The organism is Loigolactobacillus binensis (assembly GCF_005405165.1).
GTDB classification, from domain to species: Bacteria; Bacillota; Bacilli; order Lactobacillales; family Lactobacillaceae; genus Loigolactobacillus; species Loigolactobacillus binensis.
In genome coordinates, this window is record NZ_BJDN01000006.1 from 25,676 (window position 1) to 39,643 (window position 13,968).

A 13,968-nucleotide genomic window follows, 5' to 3' on the forward strand; every position below is an offset into this window, starting at 1 on the left:
TCATCACCTCCCTTCCGAAATAATCGAAACAGAGGCAATAATTACTAGAAATAGACCGGTAATAAACAAGCCAAGCGGTAAATTAATGAAGAAACTTGCTGCAACAATCAGTGCTAAACCAATTAATAGAACAAATCTTGCTACATTTAGCTTTATCCAAGCAATCAATTAACCACCTCCTAAAAACCAAAATCCTCATCAAATACATCATCATCAGTCAATGTCTCGACGCTCTGCCGGAAACAAATCGCAAAAGCATCCAGTAGCGCGTCAAGTGCATCTATTTTGTTCGAATATTTATTTTTATCAATGCGAACGCCGTTATTATCCGAAAGTAGCACCGCATTATTAATTGCTGCAGTTAAAATCTCATTGCCAGAATGTTTGATTTTCTTTTCTAGCACATCATCCCTGAATTGCTTGGTCGGCATAGACAAGGTTAAGGTCCCTTGTCGCACCTGAATTTGCAACCATTCCGGGTGACCTTTTTCAATTTGAGTTAATAAGGTACCGTACTGTGCTGGGTCAAAGCAAATACCCTGAACATCTAAATCATTTTCGGCCACAAATTGATCTAACCATTGGTAAACCCGCTCAACGTCGATTACTCCCGATTCAAGCGTGGTGATCTCGCATTGACCGATTTGCTGCAGGCGCCGATAATCAAGCCGATCAGACTTAATTTTAGAGTCCAGCCCATACTTTGTACCAACAAACGCAAAAGAATCAGCATACCAATAACCATCCATTGGAATTAACCAGCTAATAGCATACAAATCCGAAGTTTTACCAACATCGACGCCGATCCAGGCTTTCTTGCCGTGAATATCAATTGGATCAATTTTCGCAGCATTCCAATGGTCAATATCCATATATGAGTTTTCCTCCGCTTGCCGCCACATATTAAAATTCTTGATCAACTTACTATTCAGCGAGCCGTCACCACGTGCTTGCTTCAACTTACCAGTCAAATAACCTGTAATTTGTTTTTTTAAGCTATCTACGTCCAATAGCGGGTTTGATCTGATCCACGTTTCCGGTTGATCAATCTCACTTAAATCATTTTGCTCAGCTACGAAGGCAAAGTAGCGTTCAGCTTCGACTTCACCTAACAAAACTTTTTTAGCATAGGGATAATTTGAGACAAACATAGGAACATTCATATCAAATCCAGCGGTTGAAATAATAAAAGTCAAATAACTTGGCAACAAAACTTGCCCAGAAGATAAGGTTTCAAGCATATCTGTCGTTTTAGCATTTGCATATTCATCAACTACCGCCACATGGGGTTCATAACCGTCGACTAATCCAGCATCCCTTGAAAATGAACGAATAATGGAGCCGTCATCAAGATTAATAATTTCATCACGCGTGATTTTCGTCATCCGCTTAATTTCATCATCCTGACGGCACAATGCTTTCAGTCTATCTTTGACCATATTAAATACTATTCCGGCCTGTTTACGATCATTGGCAGCAGTATACAATTGCCGTTTAAACGCCGGATTCTTGCCAAATAAGAATTCAAATAGAATAATGCCTGAGATCAATAAAGATTTACCGTTTTTCCGTGCCATTGTAATGAATGCATCAGTGAACCTGCGAATCGTATGATTTTCCTTGTTGACCCAGCCATAAATTGAACCAATAATAAACTTCTGAAATGGCGCCAGTGGCTGCGGTTTACCCGTTTTTGGTTCCGGCAGCATTTCCATAAAAGCAACCGCCTTGCCTGCAAGTTCTTCATCATATTCCCATTCCCAGTCAGTGCGTTTTAAATCAGCCTCATGTCGTTTCACTGCCAATAAAACCCAACGAGAAGTTAAAAGCGTGCCGTCCAATACGCGCGGATTAAATGTTGGCATCGGATCGTCAAACTTCTTCATCCAAACATCCCCTTAAGCGAATGATGTTCCTTTTCCTCCCCCTTAGGCATATTCATTTGCATACGCGAATTAACGTTTAAACCTAAATCACTAGCCAAGCCTTTAATATTCTTGGTTGCTTTGTCCAAACGTGAAATTTCACGATCACGTTTGGATTCAAGCTGATCGCACGCTGACTCGGCACCATCTACCTTAATCGCTGCTGACTTAATAATTTCCGGGCTACCAATTGCTTCTGCCTGCTGAAGTTCATCTTCAACAACTGCCAGAGTTTGCTCTGTTTTCGCTAACTGATCGTCAACTTTTTGCAGGCTTTTCGAAACCGATTTATAAATCGAATACCAGGTACAATAATTTTCTAGCTCGGCACGATCTAGATTTCTAAGTGGTAACTCACCAAGCGATTGAATAATTCGTTTATATTCTTGTTTGGCAACGCCGGTTAAATGATGAGGCGCCGTTTTTTGTAAGTTTGGCAAACCGTCTTTGGCTAGAATTTCCGCTTTGTACTTGGCTTCTTGCTGTAAAACCGTCAAATTTCCTTTTGACTGAGAAAGTAATTTTTGTTTACGCGCCATACCCCACAAACACCTCCCTTTTCTGCAAAAATGGGTACCATTCACCACCTAAAGGCGAAAAATAGATAGAATTTGGGGTGCAAAAAAGAGGACGTACGTTCAAGAGCACGGCCCAAACTAACCCCCGTTATTTTTAGGTGGGGGCTTCCCACTATTCTATTCGGTAACGCGTTTGAAATTCGTGAAATTTTTTGTTTCAAATTCATTGAAAACTGAAATTAAACTTGAATTTAATCTTTTATCATTGTTCAATCGATCAATGCAAGTTTGCTTATCAACATCAATCAAGATGTGATTGACATGATGATAAGGACTCAATAGACTATCGATCCGCTCATCCGGATAGGTCTGGATGATCCATACATTATCGAAGGTCTGTTCACTCTTAAGCTTGCGCAGCATCTGTTCAAAGAACAAGATAATATAATCATGAACATCAAAGTTCTTGCTATGACTTGGCAATCCGGTTAACGATTGCATCAACGAATCATAATCATAGATCAAGTCGTGCTTGGTTTGATGCTTGTGAACATAGGTTGTCTTACCCGAACCAGGTAAGCCACACACAACAGTAATCGTCATATATCTGTTAGCTCCTTTATGATGCTTAATCCACTCACGTTTAGTCTTAAGTCGATGACAAGCGTTGCACAAGCCTTGAAGATTATCATCACTCAAGCGATCTTCCCAATCATCTTTACTAGGAACAATGTGATCGACTAGCTCCAGTTCCATACCACAACGCTGACACAACTCAAGATCACGTTGCTTTATTGCTTCTCGCTTATGCGTCCACAAAGCCGAATGGTAGAATTTAATGTACTTAGTCTGGTTAGCATCCCTTGCCTGGTTGTAGGCCTGATCATTATCAGTGCGTTCTACCTGATCATATGGGACCAGCACTGGCTTACCACCAACAAACGTTAGCTTACTCGGTTTCGTCATTGGCCGACTCCATATCTTTCATCACACCAACTTGAGTAATCATTGCACGTCCATACTGTTCAAGTGCTGTTTCAAAGTCTAACTTATTCAGCTCAGCATAATTGCTGACCATGAAATAAGTAAGCCTAACCAACACGAATTCAAGTTCATTGACCGTAACATCTTTAGGTACATTGATGTTGAATTCATCTTCTTTACCCTTATATGATTTCACATTAGCGGTTACAACAGATTTCACTTTCATCTTCTAGCCCTCCTTAATGGTCATATAAAAGTTAGGTTACTTTATGTTAATTCTCACGCTCTGTCAAATGTCTAATTGAATGTTACAAAGGCAGTAATTATTAGTGTATAATTATTTTGTATCACATAATTTGTTACATACTTTGGAGGGAAAAACTTTGAAAAAATTAATGCTATCTGTTGCCCTACTTGGAACACTCACAGCACCACTTCTTAGCAATCCAGAAAATGTTGCAGCTAAAGTCAAAGCAGAAAAGAATCGTGTATACGGTAAATTAAAAAACGCAGATGCCGAGAAATTATCTAAAACCGCCTATAAGGACGACTACACTACGTTTGGAGTAACAGCAAAAAAGAAAATCATCAACGTTGTAAAACTTGATTTTACCGATCTACCATTAGACACCGAATTGGATAAGGATACGATCAACGAGCACATAACTGACTGGTTAGAAACAGATGCACAGATAACCGAAGATACCGCCGAGCGTGACGTATATCACTCCGATAAATTAAACAAAAACTTCATTGTCAAGTACACGCGTAATAGTGACAATCAGATTACAATGATTAAAATTATGCGTGGTGATGTAAATGGTATATAAATACTATACCTGATCTGTAAGGAGCAATAGAGAAATTAGACAATTTGTCTTTTAAATTAAGCTACCATGGCTTGATACCTGTCACAGGGGTCAAGTCATTTTTGTTTCTTGAATATTCATAGCATATCAGCCTCACCTCCGGCTATTTAATTTTATGTAGCGAAAAACCCTGACCAAGTTAGCCAGGGCGGTGAACTATTATTTAGAAAAGGAGGTCAATCAAAGTGACATCTAAAAATATCACACTACTATTATATAATGTGAAGTATGGACAAATGTTGGCGAATTTATGGCGCGAAATGACCATTGCTTAAAAAGTCAGAAATGGCGTCAATGCCGTATAACATAACCGATAAATCATTGACTGCGCGGCGTTTGTCCTTATGAATCGTACTGACATCACAATTAAAATAAATCGCAATTTCCGACACACTCAAATGGGTTGTGGATAAGTAGAGGAACTCAATTACCCGGAAACGACGCCATGCAGCTTCATCTCCATTTTTAGCTTGAAACTCAAATCCAGCTAAAATCGAATCAATAAATGACAAGAATTGCTCGGTCTTAATGTGATACTTCATCAGTGAATTAAGTGTGATCTCATCCCCAGTTTCACGCTCATATTCCCTTTGCTCGTCCGACACTTCCGGTTGTGTGTCAACATGTGACTTTAATTTACGATAATTATCCAGCAGCAAGTAAGTATTGCGTAATCGGTGATCACGACGTTCTTTCTTACTACGTTTTTCCTTTTTATCCAAGCTAGCAACAACATTTTCAGTGATTGTTGCTACCTGCACTGCTGTTAATCCGTCCATGACTTCACCCCGTATGTTATAATTAATCTGCGAAGATTTAGGGATGAGCCACTGGAGACAGTGGCTTTTTCTATAGCAATGAAGCATCTGAATCACGATCATTCGTGATGACATAGTACACTTTGGTAGTTTCCTCTGACTTATGACCCATTTGGATCAGCAGTTTCTGATGCTTGCCAGCCATCAATAAACCCGTCTCCCATTTTTTGCTGATCACTTTTGCTTAGCCTGTCAAAGCCAACTTCTGCCTTAAATCGTTTGAGTAAGCGCCGTGTATACTCACGGCTATCAATTTCTAGGATCATAATATTTCCTCCTTAAAGTTATTTTTTGTCTTGTGCCAGATGGTCTAAAAGCCAGCTAACGTACTCTATTGCATCTTTCGCTGTATTAGCACCATAACCGCGCCCACCTTGATTGTTTGCATCAACCCACGATATATCGATAAAACGGCTTGCATTCGGTACAAAATTTTCCACGTTCTCCAATAAATGATGTTCGTAGTCATCTGTAAGATACCCTGGTCTTTCAATTACTTTCACATCGCTTAAATACAGCCAACCAATTAAGTGATTGTTCCTTGAGATTTTATAAATACCTGGGCATTTCTCAGGTATTCCAATCAGATTTGGAACTTTATCAGTCCACACAATATCAATATCTGCATTAACTTCAATTCCATATGCCATTTGGCTAAAAAGTGTTAGCTGCTCAGCCATACGATTACCCCCTAAATTTAACTTTTAGCGGCAAAAAGTAGCTGCTACTCAAACCAACAGCGGCGCATGTTTACTCTTTGCCTTTTTACTGCTATTCTGTCAATTTTTGCTACGTTTTTTTAAAACCGCAGCGGCAACATTTTCTGCAAATCTCGCTTGCTGTGCCGCGTAAGCATCATCGGGTTGTCCTCCAGCAAGCACCTAGTCACCTATGCGTGTCCGAATATCTTCCAATGCTTCCGGCGGTAGCAAGTGTGCTACTTTAGCAATCCGATCCGATGGTTTTAATTGCTCACTCATTCAATCATTACTCCTTTGCAAATACTAGCCAGTGTGTCTTGCCGCGTTTGTCGCCAAACAACGGCTGATATCCGGCAGCGTCTAGAATTTCACTTAATTTAATTTGATCTTCGTTCCACTTAAAATTAATGAATCCGTTCGGCCGAAGCACTCGCATACACTCAACAAAGCCTTGCCGAATATCAAAGGGCCAAGTCTCGTCAAGTTTGCCGTATTTACGCGCCAACCAGCTATTTTCGCCGGCATGGATAAGATGTGGCGGGTCAAAAACAACTAAGTCAAACGTTGCATCATCAAACGGGATCGCTCTAAAATCGCCGATCACGTCCGGTTGAATATTTACGGTACGAATTTGGCCACGATCGGCAAACTCAAAACTGCCGCTACGGATATCCATATACGTCGTATTAGGATTATGCCGATCAAACCAAAACATTCGGCTGCCACAGCACACATCTAAAATTTTCGGCACGGTGGCCACCCCCTATAAATCAACGATAAAAGCTAGTTTTTATCAGGCAGTCCAGTTCGTTTCGTGGCTGCCATGATTTTCTTTAAATCTTCTTGAATGTGCCAGTTAAGAGCTACTTCTTCGGCATGTGATCCCGGAATTCCAATATCAGACAAAACTGCCTTGATGTTTCTATAAGCATTCTCACGCCGCTTATCACTCATATTTTCATCAATTTTGATTTTATGTTCCATAGTTCAAAAACACCTCCATAAATTTAGTTTTTACTACGAAATTCATCCATGCTGACGCCCAAAGCATCAGCAATTTTTTCCATTAACAAGAAACTAGGCTTTTTTATTCTGCCGTGTTTGAATGCATACCTACTCTCTTTATTTTTAAATATCGTTCTTACGCAACCGTTCTTTAACGAAAGCATCTACCGCTAACAGTAAATGCATCAGTTCTGCCGACACCTCTGATTTTCCAGTACCCATTAAAGCATCCTGCCTATCTGAGATAAGTTCTCTAATGGCATAGGCACCAGAGATGTAGCCTTCGCCACGACTGGCATCTAGCATAGCTTGTGTATTTGGGTCCAGCGCTCGCGTTTTTGGTGCTGGTTGCTCTTCTTTAAATGGATCGACGCCAAACTCATAGCTACCTCGTGGGATCACCTGGTCAACCGCAGTCAAGCTGCCAACGTTATATTTGAGTACAACCGCCTTGTAGACAATATTGCGCTGATCTACACTTGCAACCTGTTCAGCTCGTTTAGCGTACTGCTTAGCGGCTTCCATTGCTGCTTCATACGTGGAGTAGTGTTGGCTGAACCAATTAAGTTGATTAGTCTTCAGATCAACTGTAGCCCACACCCAGTCTTCAGGAATTGCTTCCCTTGGAAAAATCGGCTGTTTCATATTTTCACTCGCTTTCCATCGCGCCATAAACCGACGTGATTTGCTTTATAATTACCAAACGTAAAATCATATATCTTCGTGCCTATTTTAGCCTTAGCTATCGTTAACTTACGCTGTTTATGCTGGTTAAATTCACGTAAAGACCGGTAATAAGCTACACTGTTAAAATGTTTGTTTAGCACCCGTAAATGATAAATCTCGTTCTGATAATTCAAATTACGGCGGATCACACGTAGTTCACTAGCCGTAAAATAATCGATCATATCGGCGCGGACACGTCCATAAGCTAATAGCCCTGGATGTTCTTTTTCAGCCCTATTTTCTGCCGCAATAATCATTTCTTTAGCTATTTTGTATTGCTCCGTCGGCATCAGTCATCACCTTGCTTTTTACGATATTCGTTAAATCCAGCGCGGGTCAGCTCGTAATCAGCATGCAGCACCCGCCTGATCAATTCAGACGGCCGCTCGTGTGTCACCGATACGATATAAGCCAGTTCCTGCAAACTCTCTGGCGTCATAGTGTACTTGACCCGCTTATTTTCAGCTTTTACAGTCAAGTGGGGTCACCTCTTTTTAGTGGGTGGGCCCACCTTGTTTTACGCAGTCAGCTTTATAGTTAGCATTCACCACTGCTTTTAGCATAGCGATTGCTAACTGCTCTTTACGCCAGTTAACAAGTGCCTGCCGCTTAGCCTGCTCTTGCTGTATCTGACTAATAATTGCTGTCATATCACGCCTCCAATTGTTCCTTGAAATAATATGCGGTCCCTTTGCGCATAATACCTAATTTGACTAGCTGGTCATAATTAAGCTTGATCGGTTTTATGTGGTACCGCTGAATAAAAGTCATGATGCCAATATTGTGCTGTTCAGCATGATGGATCGGGCACAGCGCCATAAAGTGATACTGGCTGTGATCGATTTTATGCCGATTGCGGCCCATGCCGACGGTCTCCACATGCGCGTATTGCGCACGTTTACGGCAAATCACGCACTGCCGGTGCTTAAGGCATTGCATCTGTGTGCCGAAATCACTGCTGATGGCATCCCAGGTCTTGGTGGCAAATGGTACATCCCAGCGAAAGCAAAATTCCAGTAACAGCTGAATATAAAGCCGCGCAGTCGTCACACTGCAATTAGATAGGCTGAAATGTTCTGGAATCTCGCTAAAAGTGCTCATAGCAAAATACTTAAACATCTCTTCAACCGCTTGCGGTAAATCTCCCTGCCAGCTAGCGATATCACCGATCATGGCGAACGCCTTTTTACGTTGTTCCGGCGTAATTGTACGATTGTCCTCAATATCAACTTCAACGCTGGGTTGCACACCACCAGATAGCTTGGCTAGCACATCAGGATTAATTGGGTTATCAAGGTCGATTACGAGACGGTTGTCCTTCGTGTGAATTAATTTACCGTTAGTGATCATGAATTGGCTCCTTCCTGTAGCTTAGCCATTCGTGCTTCTAGGGCTGCGCGTTGTTCGGCAGTCACTTCTTTTTTAGGTGCTTCATAGCCTTCTTTAGCCCAATCTGGTAAGGTTTCTTTACGTATTGGCTGACCATTAGAAGACTTAGGGACAGGTGGCGTTAGATCAAGTGTGTCAGTATAGCGCCGTTCTTCAAAATAAGTTTGTGGATTAATCATGTAACGCTGCTGTGTGCCGTTGATACGATAATATTCAGCTAGATTTTTCAGTGCTCCTATAATCTGCTCGTTAGTAGCACCTTCTAGTAAATCCTCGTAATACGCCTGATATGCGCCCTCAAACTTTGTCTTTTTATCAAATAGCGGCCAAATTTGCGTTATAAAGGTTTGTCGAATTTCATCATCAGGTGCCGATAATTCACGCTCGCTATTATTGTTTGTTTTATTTTTATTTACTTTACTTTTGTTTCCTTTACTTTGTGTATTAATGTTGACATTAATACTATTTAAATTTGAGCTATTGTTAACATTAATCCAGTACAAAGATGGTTTTGGCTTCTTTCGCCTTTTTGTCGCTTCTTGATAGGTCTCTTGAATTTCTTGACTAGTCAGGACACCGGCCGAATCAAACAGGGCTTTATCAAAAAACTCCCACTTAATCAAGCGATCCACGATTTTATCAAGTAAATCCGTACTTACACCGGGTAGGCGCTTAACGAGTTTCATCTTAACGAGATCGTTCCACACAACGAAATATCCTTTTTCATATATCGCGCATAGCAGTTTTATCACCGTAAGCTCACCTTTAAGTCCAAATTCACCGGACAAAGCTTCAATCCTATCATCTTCAAAAAAATGTACATCTAAGGGGAAATAGTCCAGACCATCTTTAATCGGTCGTGCCAATATAACACCCCCTAGTTCAATAATCGATCAACTTCAATAAATCCGTGAAGCTGTTTGTTATGCCGACAATAATCACATTCACCGCAATAATGTGGTTCGATTTCTCCGTTCATTACGTCCATAATTCGTGGTAAATGTTTTTTGATGTATTCCGCTTCAAGTGAATAACGAGCATCATCGATTTTTACCGCCGCAATATCGGGCGGCGACTGCTTACTAACAGCAAAAATATAAGGGGTAAATGGCTTGTGATACATTTGCTGCAATAACTCTTTATAGACATACATCTGCAAAACATAACCGTAAGCTAAGATAAATGATACATAACCACCAAAACGATCAGACCAAACACGTTTATGCAGATCAGCAGCCGTTTTTAAATCAACAAAATAACCCTTTTCAAGATTAAGACAGTCAATTTTACCTTTCCATTCAACACCAAATAACTCTCCAGACACGATTGATTCTTTTTCACCTTGATAGACAAAATTAAAGAAATCATCTGCTTCTAAGCGACCTATCATAGCATCTGCAGTTTTATATTCACTTCTTAATGCTCCTTTTTGAGTCAACATCTCTTTAGCATGAGCTTTTCGGAAAGCCTCATGTGCCTTTGCTGATTCAAAATAACTGTGGACGTAATTCCCTACTAATAGTGGGGTCGCAGTTTCATCAACTAACTTATCGGACTTAATCTTTGCTAAAGTTGCACCTTCGCATTGCATGAAGCTTTTGAAAATTGTTGCTGACATGTACTGCCAGTCAGTTACGTGATCGTAATAGTTATCCTTGGTCAGTTTCATCAAAGATGGTTGACTGCTTTGTATCATCACTTACACCCTCTTTTGACTTGGTGGTCGCTTTTCGTGTTGTCTTACGAGCCGTTTTCTTAGTGGCATCATCGGATTTTGTTTCTTGACTTTTCTTAAATTCATCAGCAACTGGATCATCGGACTTTTCTTGATTGACTGACTCACTAGCTTCACGTTTTTCAAACCAATCAGTAGGCTTACTCATGTTATCTTTTAAGGAATTGAAAATCTTAACCAGTTCTAATAGATTCTTTTCACTGAATTCATCCACTCCATAGGCAAATCGTTGTTCAATCTGTTCCTGAGTGACGTCAAAGTTCTCTTTAAAAGCATCTAGGCAACGTGCCATCCGATCTTTAAATGGCGTTTTATTATTACCTGACAGGGTTTTATTACATTCATTAATTGCATCCTCGACAATATCACCTGGAATAATACTCAGAATACAAGCCCGAACCCGCCGTGAGGATTGATTAGCAATCAACTCATAAATGTCACGAGGATCAGTCAGCATTTGTACCCGTCCATGTGCTTTTCGTGAATGGGGTTGCTGGAAAATACGTTCTTGACGTGTATTTGTTTCGACATCCCACGCATATGCCATTACCGTTGACTCGCCATCTGATTGACTAAGCTCTTTAAACCCGAAAGAAACATTGCCCCAGTTTTGTGCTAACACTTCTGCTAATCGAATTGATGGACCGGTAACATTTTGACCACCACGTGGATATGAATACAGTGCAGATTCAGCAAGTGTTTGTCTCTTGCATGCATCTTGAATCCGCTTTTGTGCTTGAAAGACATTACGTGGGAATTGTTTAGCCATAAATATCTGTCCTTTTACTTCTTCCATTTCACGACTAGCAGTGCTCATTTGCATTACACTGCCACCCTGCATATTTCCTGACATGATCTGTTGATTTTGAAATTGTTGTTCTAACTCGTTACTCATTGCTTTCGCTCCCTTTCAAAAATTCAAATAATGCTGCGGCGCGCATCTGTTCTTCTAGTGCGTCTTGAGACATCTGTAGCGTCACCACGATTGGTGTTGGCGCAAAGTAATAGTCTTCAGCTGCTTTTTGATCTGATTCGTCCATTGTATCTAGCCTCATTTCTGCTATAATTGAGGTATAAATTTTCTGGTTAGAATTTTTACACCTTAGCGCGTTGATGTTCCAGCATCAACGTGCTTTTTTTATGCTGCTTTATTTTGATCATGTGTAACACCTCGTACCCAAGCATCAAGCACTTTATTTTGTTGCTCAGTCGGCTTAACTTCCGTAACATGACTGTGATCAACTTTATTAATCCAAGGTGCATCTAGCCAAAAGTTGTGCCGTACCGCATAAGTGAATACACCGAAGAAAAACATAAACTCTAGAAATCCCATCATCCATCCCTCCGTTCTGCTAACTTAGCCCGACCTTCATCAAGCACATCACTTAAATCTCTGCCTAAGTTATCACTAATGAATCGATCTACTTCCGTTTCCGGAATACCGATACTGCCAAGCTTTAAAGTTTGAATATAACCAGCATCAATCAATATAGAAACGTTTTGAGTTTGAGTACGTAATTGCCGCGCCGCCTCCGTCATACTTAGCAATTTAGGTTTCGGCTTACGCTTAACGATCAATCTCGGCACTGGCTGATCAAAACGCCGAATAACATTGTTTTTCATATGATCCACCTCAATTCGTGATACCCTCGCGCCGCCATTTTTGAGTCCGTTTGGTCAAAACCTCTTGAAAATTCAGACCAGTCTCACGGCAAGCGAAGGCTACATAATTTTGTAAGAATAAAATGGCGTCTAATGACTCGTTAATTGACTGCTCAGGGTCGGCATGTTGCTCTCTAGTCCAATAATCGGACGGTGTGGTATATTCGTCCTCACTTTCGATAATGGCTTCTACAGCTTCCTTAGCCTCTTTTACAGCCTTGATTGCCATAGCTAGTGGCTCCTTGATCACATGCGAACCATTGATCACTGGGACTGTGACACCAATCAACTTGTTTGAGATATCCATTGCTAAGAACGGATCAGGTACTTCTTCAAGCAGTTGCTGTAAAACTTCAAACGGTACATTCTGTTTACCATTCGCAAATCGCGAAATAGTCGATTGATTGTAATGCAGGATATTACCGAGCTGGGTCATCGTTAATTTAACTTCACGGTGCTGTAATGCCGGTGCCATCGTCTCGCCAACGTTAACGCTTGACGCTATTTTGTACTCTTCCATCTAAATCACCTACTTGCATAATTTCCTAGCGACTATTCGCTAGGTTTTATTTATCATTAAGTTATGGGATGCCATGAAGTGCTTATTTCAAGTCACTCCAATCAAAGTAAAAACCAGTATCGACCGGAATATAACGAATACCGGCTTCCTTAAACTCAGTCAATAGTTCAGGAACTTGGCTGTAGTCAGCATGGATGATACCGTCTGTTTTGCCGTAATAGTCGCGAGCTTGGAACATCGCCTTGAATAGTTCCATCAGACGCTCAGCAAGTCGTTTCTCGCGGTTTGATTTTTGAATTTCAATTAATGCTTCATGCATTGGATTCACTTCCTTTATCAATTAATCAAAATGTTTAACTTTTTCGCGCAAAAAATCATTAATATCTACTTCAAATATATCGGCTACTCTTAACGCTATTTCTAAGCTTAACTTAGCATGTCCGTATTCAATGTTTGCATAACGCTGACTCGATTTAAAACCAAGTTTTTCAGCTACATACGTTTGCGATAAGCCTTTTTCAATTCTGATTTCTCGCATACGCTGTGCCACTGTTTTTCCTAGGTTCATCAAATTGCTCCTTTCTTTCTTAAACTTTACGTTTAACTTACAAGTAAATAATAACTAAACGTATAGTTTAAGTCAAGCTTTTTTTATACTTTTTGTTTAAATATCTAAATATTACGTTTAATAATGATAAACTATCACTGAGGTGAAATTAATGGCTATATTAAGTGAGCGCCTTACTCAATTACGTGAGGAAAAGGGTTGGTCAAAAACCTTAGTTGCACAAAAATTAGGACTTAAAAATATGGCAACTTATGCCAACTATGAATATGGCACCCGTGAGCCGGATATCGATACATTGAAGCGAATCGCTTCACTTTATGATGTCACAATAGACTATCTACTCGGACAAAATCAAACGCCTAAATGGGCTGACCAACGTGATACCCTGGACTTAAAGAAGTTTATAGATGAGGATGCTGGGATGACTTATGACGGTGATGACCTGACGAAAGAAGAACTTGAACAATTAAATGTCGCTTTCACACAGATATTCTGGAAACGGCGTAAGGCTGAAAGAAAGATTGCACGCGATGGAAAAGAAGAATAAC

At 40.5% G+C, this 13,968-nt stretch carries 26 protein-coding genes and 1 pseudogene; 2 read left to right on the plus strand and 25 right to left on the minus strand.

From position 1 onward, the window contains the following. Positions 1-3: 3 nt before the first annotated feature. The 5 genes from FFM78_RS13820 to FFM78_RS04220 form a co-directional block, all read right to left on the minus strand. Complete coding sequence (locus FFM78_RS13820; RefSeq protein ID WP_171001835.1) at positions 4-168, minus strand: hypothetical protein; 165 nt, start codon at positions 166-168, stop codon at positions 4-6. 11 nt (positions 169-179) lie between these two features. Next, complete coding sequence (locus FFM78_RS04205; protein ID WP_137637190.1) at positions 180-1,886, minus strand: terminase large subunit; 1,707 nt, start codon at positions 1,884-1,886, stop codon at positions 180-182. Continuing rightward, positions 1,883-2,464 (minus strand): P27 family phage terminase small subunit, encoded by a 582-nt coding sequence (locus FFM78_RS04210; protein ID WP_137637191.1) that lies wholly within the window; start codon positions 2,462-2,464, stop codon positions 1,883-1,885. The genes FFM78_RS04205 and FFM78_RS04210 overlap by 4 nt, the downstream gene beginning before the upstream one ends. A 156-nt stretch (positions 2,465-2,620) precedes the next feature. After that, positions 2,621-3,409, minus strand: a complete 789-nt coding sequence (locus FFM78_RS04215) for an HNH endonuclease (protein ID WP_137637192.1) — start codon at positions 3,407-3,409, stop codon at positions 2,621-2,623. After that, a complete protein-coding gene (locus FFM78_RS04220; RefSeq protein ID WP_137637193.1) occupies positions 3,393-3,653 on the minus strand; it encodes a hypothetical protein in 261 nt (86 codons plus the stop codon). Before FFM78_RS04220 ends, FFM78_RS04215 begins: the two co-directional genes overlap by 17 nt. A gap of 157 nt (positions 3,654-3,810) precedes the next feature. On the opposite strand from FFM78_RS04220, the gene FFM78_RS04225 reads away from it, so the two are divergent. Next, positions 3,811-4,257 (plus strand): hypothetical protein, encoded by a 447-nt coding sequence (locus FFM78_RS04225; RefSeq protein ID WP_137637194.1) that lies wholly within the window; start codon positions 3,811-3,813, stop codon positions 4,255-4,257. A gap of 287 nt (positions 4,258-4,544) precedes the next feature. Here FFM78_RS04225 and FFM78_RS04230 read toward each other — a convergent pair whose 3' ends face one another. From FFM78_RS04230 to FFM78_RS04310, 20 genes and pseudogenes are all read right to left on the minus strand, one after another. Further along, the gene (locus tag FFM78_RS04230; protein ID WP_137637195.1) at positions 4,545-5,075 is read right to left on the minus strand and encodes a hypothetical protein; all 531 of its coding nucleotides are present in this window, start codon (positions 5,073-5,075) and stop codon (positions 4,545-4,547) included. A 140-nt stretch (positions 5,076-5,215) separates the two neighbouring features. Continuing rightward, the gene (locus FFM78_RS13825; RefSeq protein WP_171001836.1) at positions 5,216-5,380 is read right to left on the minus strand and encodes a hypothetical protein; all 165 of its coding nucleotides are present in this window, start codon (positions 5,378-5,380) and stop codon (positions 5,216-5,218) included. 18 nt (positions 5,381-5,398) lie between these two features. Next, positions 5,399-5,794 (minus strand): hypothetical protein, encoded by a 396-nt coding sequence (locus tag FFM78_RS04235; RefSeq protein WP_137637196.1) that lies wholly within the window; start codon positions 5,792-5,794, stop codon positions 5,399-5,401. A gap of 99 nt (positions 5,795-5,893) precedes the next feature. After that, positions 5,894-6,094: pseudogene (locus FFM78_RS14155) on the minus strand (DUF6877 family protein). Between the two features lie 7 nt (positions 6,095-6,101). Next, the gene (locus FFM78_RS04240; RefSeq protein ID WP_137637197.1) at positions 6,102-6,566 is read right to left on the minus strand and encodes a class I SAM-dependent methyltransferase; all 465 of its coding nucleotides are present in this window, start codon (positions 6,564-6,566) and stop codon (positions 6,102-6,104) included. A gap of 32 nt (positions 6,567-6,598) precedes the next feature. Further along, a complete protein-coding gene (locus tag FFM78_RS04245; RefSeq protein WP_137637198.1) occupies positions 6,599-6,799 on the minus strand; it encodes a hypothetical protein in 201 nt (66 codons plus the stop codon). A 144-nt stretch (positions 6,800-6,943) separates the two neighbouring features. Next, positions 6,944-7,465, minus strand: a complete 522-nt coding sequence (locus FFM78_RS04255; RefSeq protein WP_137637199.1) for a hypothetical protein — start codon at positions 7,463-7,465, stop codon at positions 6,944-6,946. Beyond that, on the minus strand, positions 7,462-7,836 hold the full coding sequence (locus FFM78_RS04260; protein WP_137637200.1) for a hypothetical protein: 375 nt from the start codon (positions 7,834-7,836) through the stop codon (positions 7,462-7,464). The genes FFM78_RS04255 and FFM78_RS04260 overlap by 4 nt, the downstream gene beginning before the upstream one ends. Then, a complete protein-coding gene (locus FFM78_RS04265; RefSeq protein ID WP_137637201.1) occupies positions 7,836-8,024 on the minus strand; it encodes a hypothetical protein in 189 nt (62 codons plus the stop codon). The genes FFM78_RS04260 and FFM78_RS04265 overlap by 1 nt, the downstream gene beginning before the upstream one ends. 16 nt (positions 8,025-8,040) lie before the next feature. After that, positions 8,041-8,196 carry a hypothetical protein gene (locus tag FFM78_RS13830; RefSeq protein ID WP_171001837.1) on the minus strand — a complete coding sequence of 52 codons (156 nt, stop codon included), beginning with the start codon at positions 8,194-8,196 and terminating at the stop codon, positions 8,041-8,043. A 1-nt stretch (position 8,197) separates the two neighbouring features. Beyond that, a complete protein-coding gene (locus tag FFM78_RS04270) occupies positions 8,198-8,896 on the minus strand; it encodes a putative HNHc nuclease (protein ID WP_137637202.1) in 699 nt (232 codons plus the stop codon). Beyond that, positions 8,893-9,801, minus strand: coding sequence for a DUF4373 domain-containing protein (locus tag FFM78_RS04275; RefSeq protein ID WP_137637203.1), 909 nt, complete (start codon positions 9,799-9,801; stop codon positions 8,893-8,895). The genes FFM78_RS04270 and FFM78_RS04275 overlap by 4 nt, the downstream gene beginning before the upstream one ends. Before the next feature lie 11 nt (positions 9,802-9,812). Then, entirely contained in the window at positions 9,813-10,631 is an 819-nt protein-coding gene (locus tag FFM78_RS04280) for a PD-(D/E)XK nuclease-like domain-containing protein (protein ID WP_223877006.1), read from the minus strand. Next, on the minus strand, positions 10,585-11,565 hold the full coding sequence (locus FFM78_RS04285) for a hypothetical protein (RefSeq protein ID WP_223877007.1): 981 nt from the start codon (positions 11,563-11,565) through the stop codon (positions 10,585-10,587). The genes FFM78_RS04280 and FFM78_RS04285 overlap by 47 nt, the downstream gene beginning before the upstream one ends. Beyond that, positions 11,558-11,710 (minus strand): hypothetical protein, encoded by a 153-nt coding sequence (locus FFM78_RS13835; RefSeq protein ID WP_171001838.1) that lies wholly within the window; start codon positions 11,708-11,710, stop codon positions 11,558-11,560. The genes FFM78_RS04285 and FFM78_RS13835 overlap by 8 nt, the downstream gene beginning before the upstream one ends. A 98-nt stretch (positions 11,711-11,808) precedes the next feature. Then, positions 11,809-12,003: a hypothetical protein gene (locus FFM78_RS04290; RefSeq protein WP_137637204.1), complete on the minus strand. Its 195-nt coding sequence runs from the start codon at positions 12,001-12,003 to the stop codon at positions 11,809-11,811. After that, positions 12,003-12,293, minus strand: coding sequence for a DNA-binding protein (locus FFM78_RS04295; RefSeq protein WP_137637205.1), 291 nt, complete (start codon positions 12,291-12,293; stop codon positions 12,003-12,005). Before FFM78_RS04295 ends, FFM78_RS04290 begins: the two co-directional genes overlap by 1 nt. A 10-nt stretch (positions 12,294-12,303) precedes the next feature. Then, positions 12,304-12,852 carry a helix-turn-helix domain-containing protein gene (locus FFM78_RS04300; RefSeq protein ID WP_137637206.1) on the minus strand — a complete coding sequence of 183 codons (549 nt, stop codon included), beginning with the start codon at positions 12,850-12,852 and terminating at the stop codon, positions 12,304-12,306. A gap of 82 nt (positions 12,853-12,934) precedes the next feature. Continuing rightward, positions 12,935-13,171 (minus strand): hypothetical protein, encoded by a 237-nt coding sequence (locus FFM78_RS04305; RefSeq protein ID WP_137637207.1) that lies wholly within the window; start codon positions 13,169-13,171, stop codon positions 12,935-12,937. 21 nt (positions 13,172-13,192) lie between these two features. Then, positions 13,193-13,420 carry a helix-turn-helix transcriptional regulator gene (locus FFM78_RS04310; protein WP_137637208.1) on the minus strand — a complete coding sequence of 76 codons (228 nt, stop codon included), beginning with the start codon at positions 13,418-13,420 and terminating at the stop codon, positions 13,193-13,195. A 151-nt stretch (positions 13,421-13,571) separates the two neighbouring features. Here FFM78_RS04310 and FFM78_RS04315 point away from each other — a divergent pair, with 151 nt between their 5' ends. Then, entirely contained in the window at positions 13,572-13,967 is a 396-nt protein-coding gene (locus tag FFM78_RS04315; protein ID WP_137637209.1) for a helix-turn-helix domain-containing protein, read from the plus strand. Position 13,968: the final 1 nt, after the last annotated feature.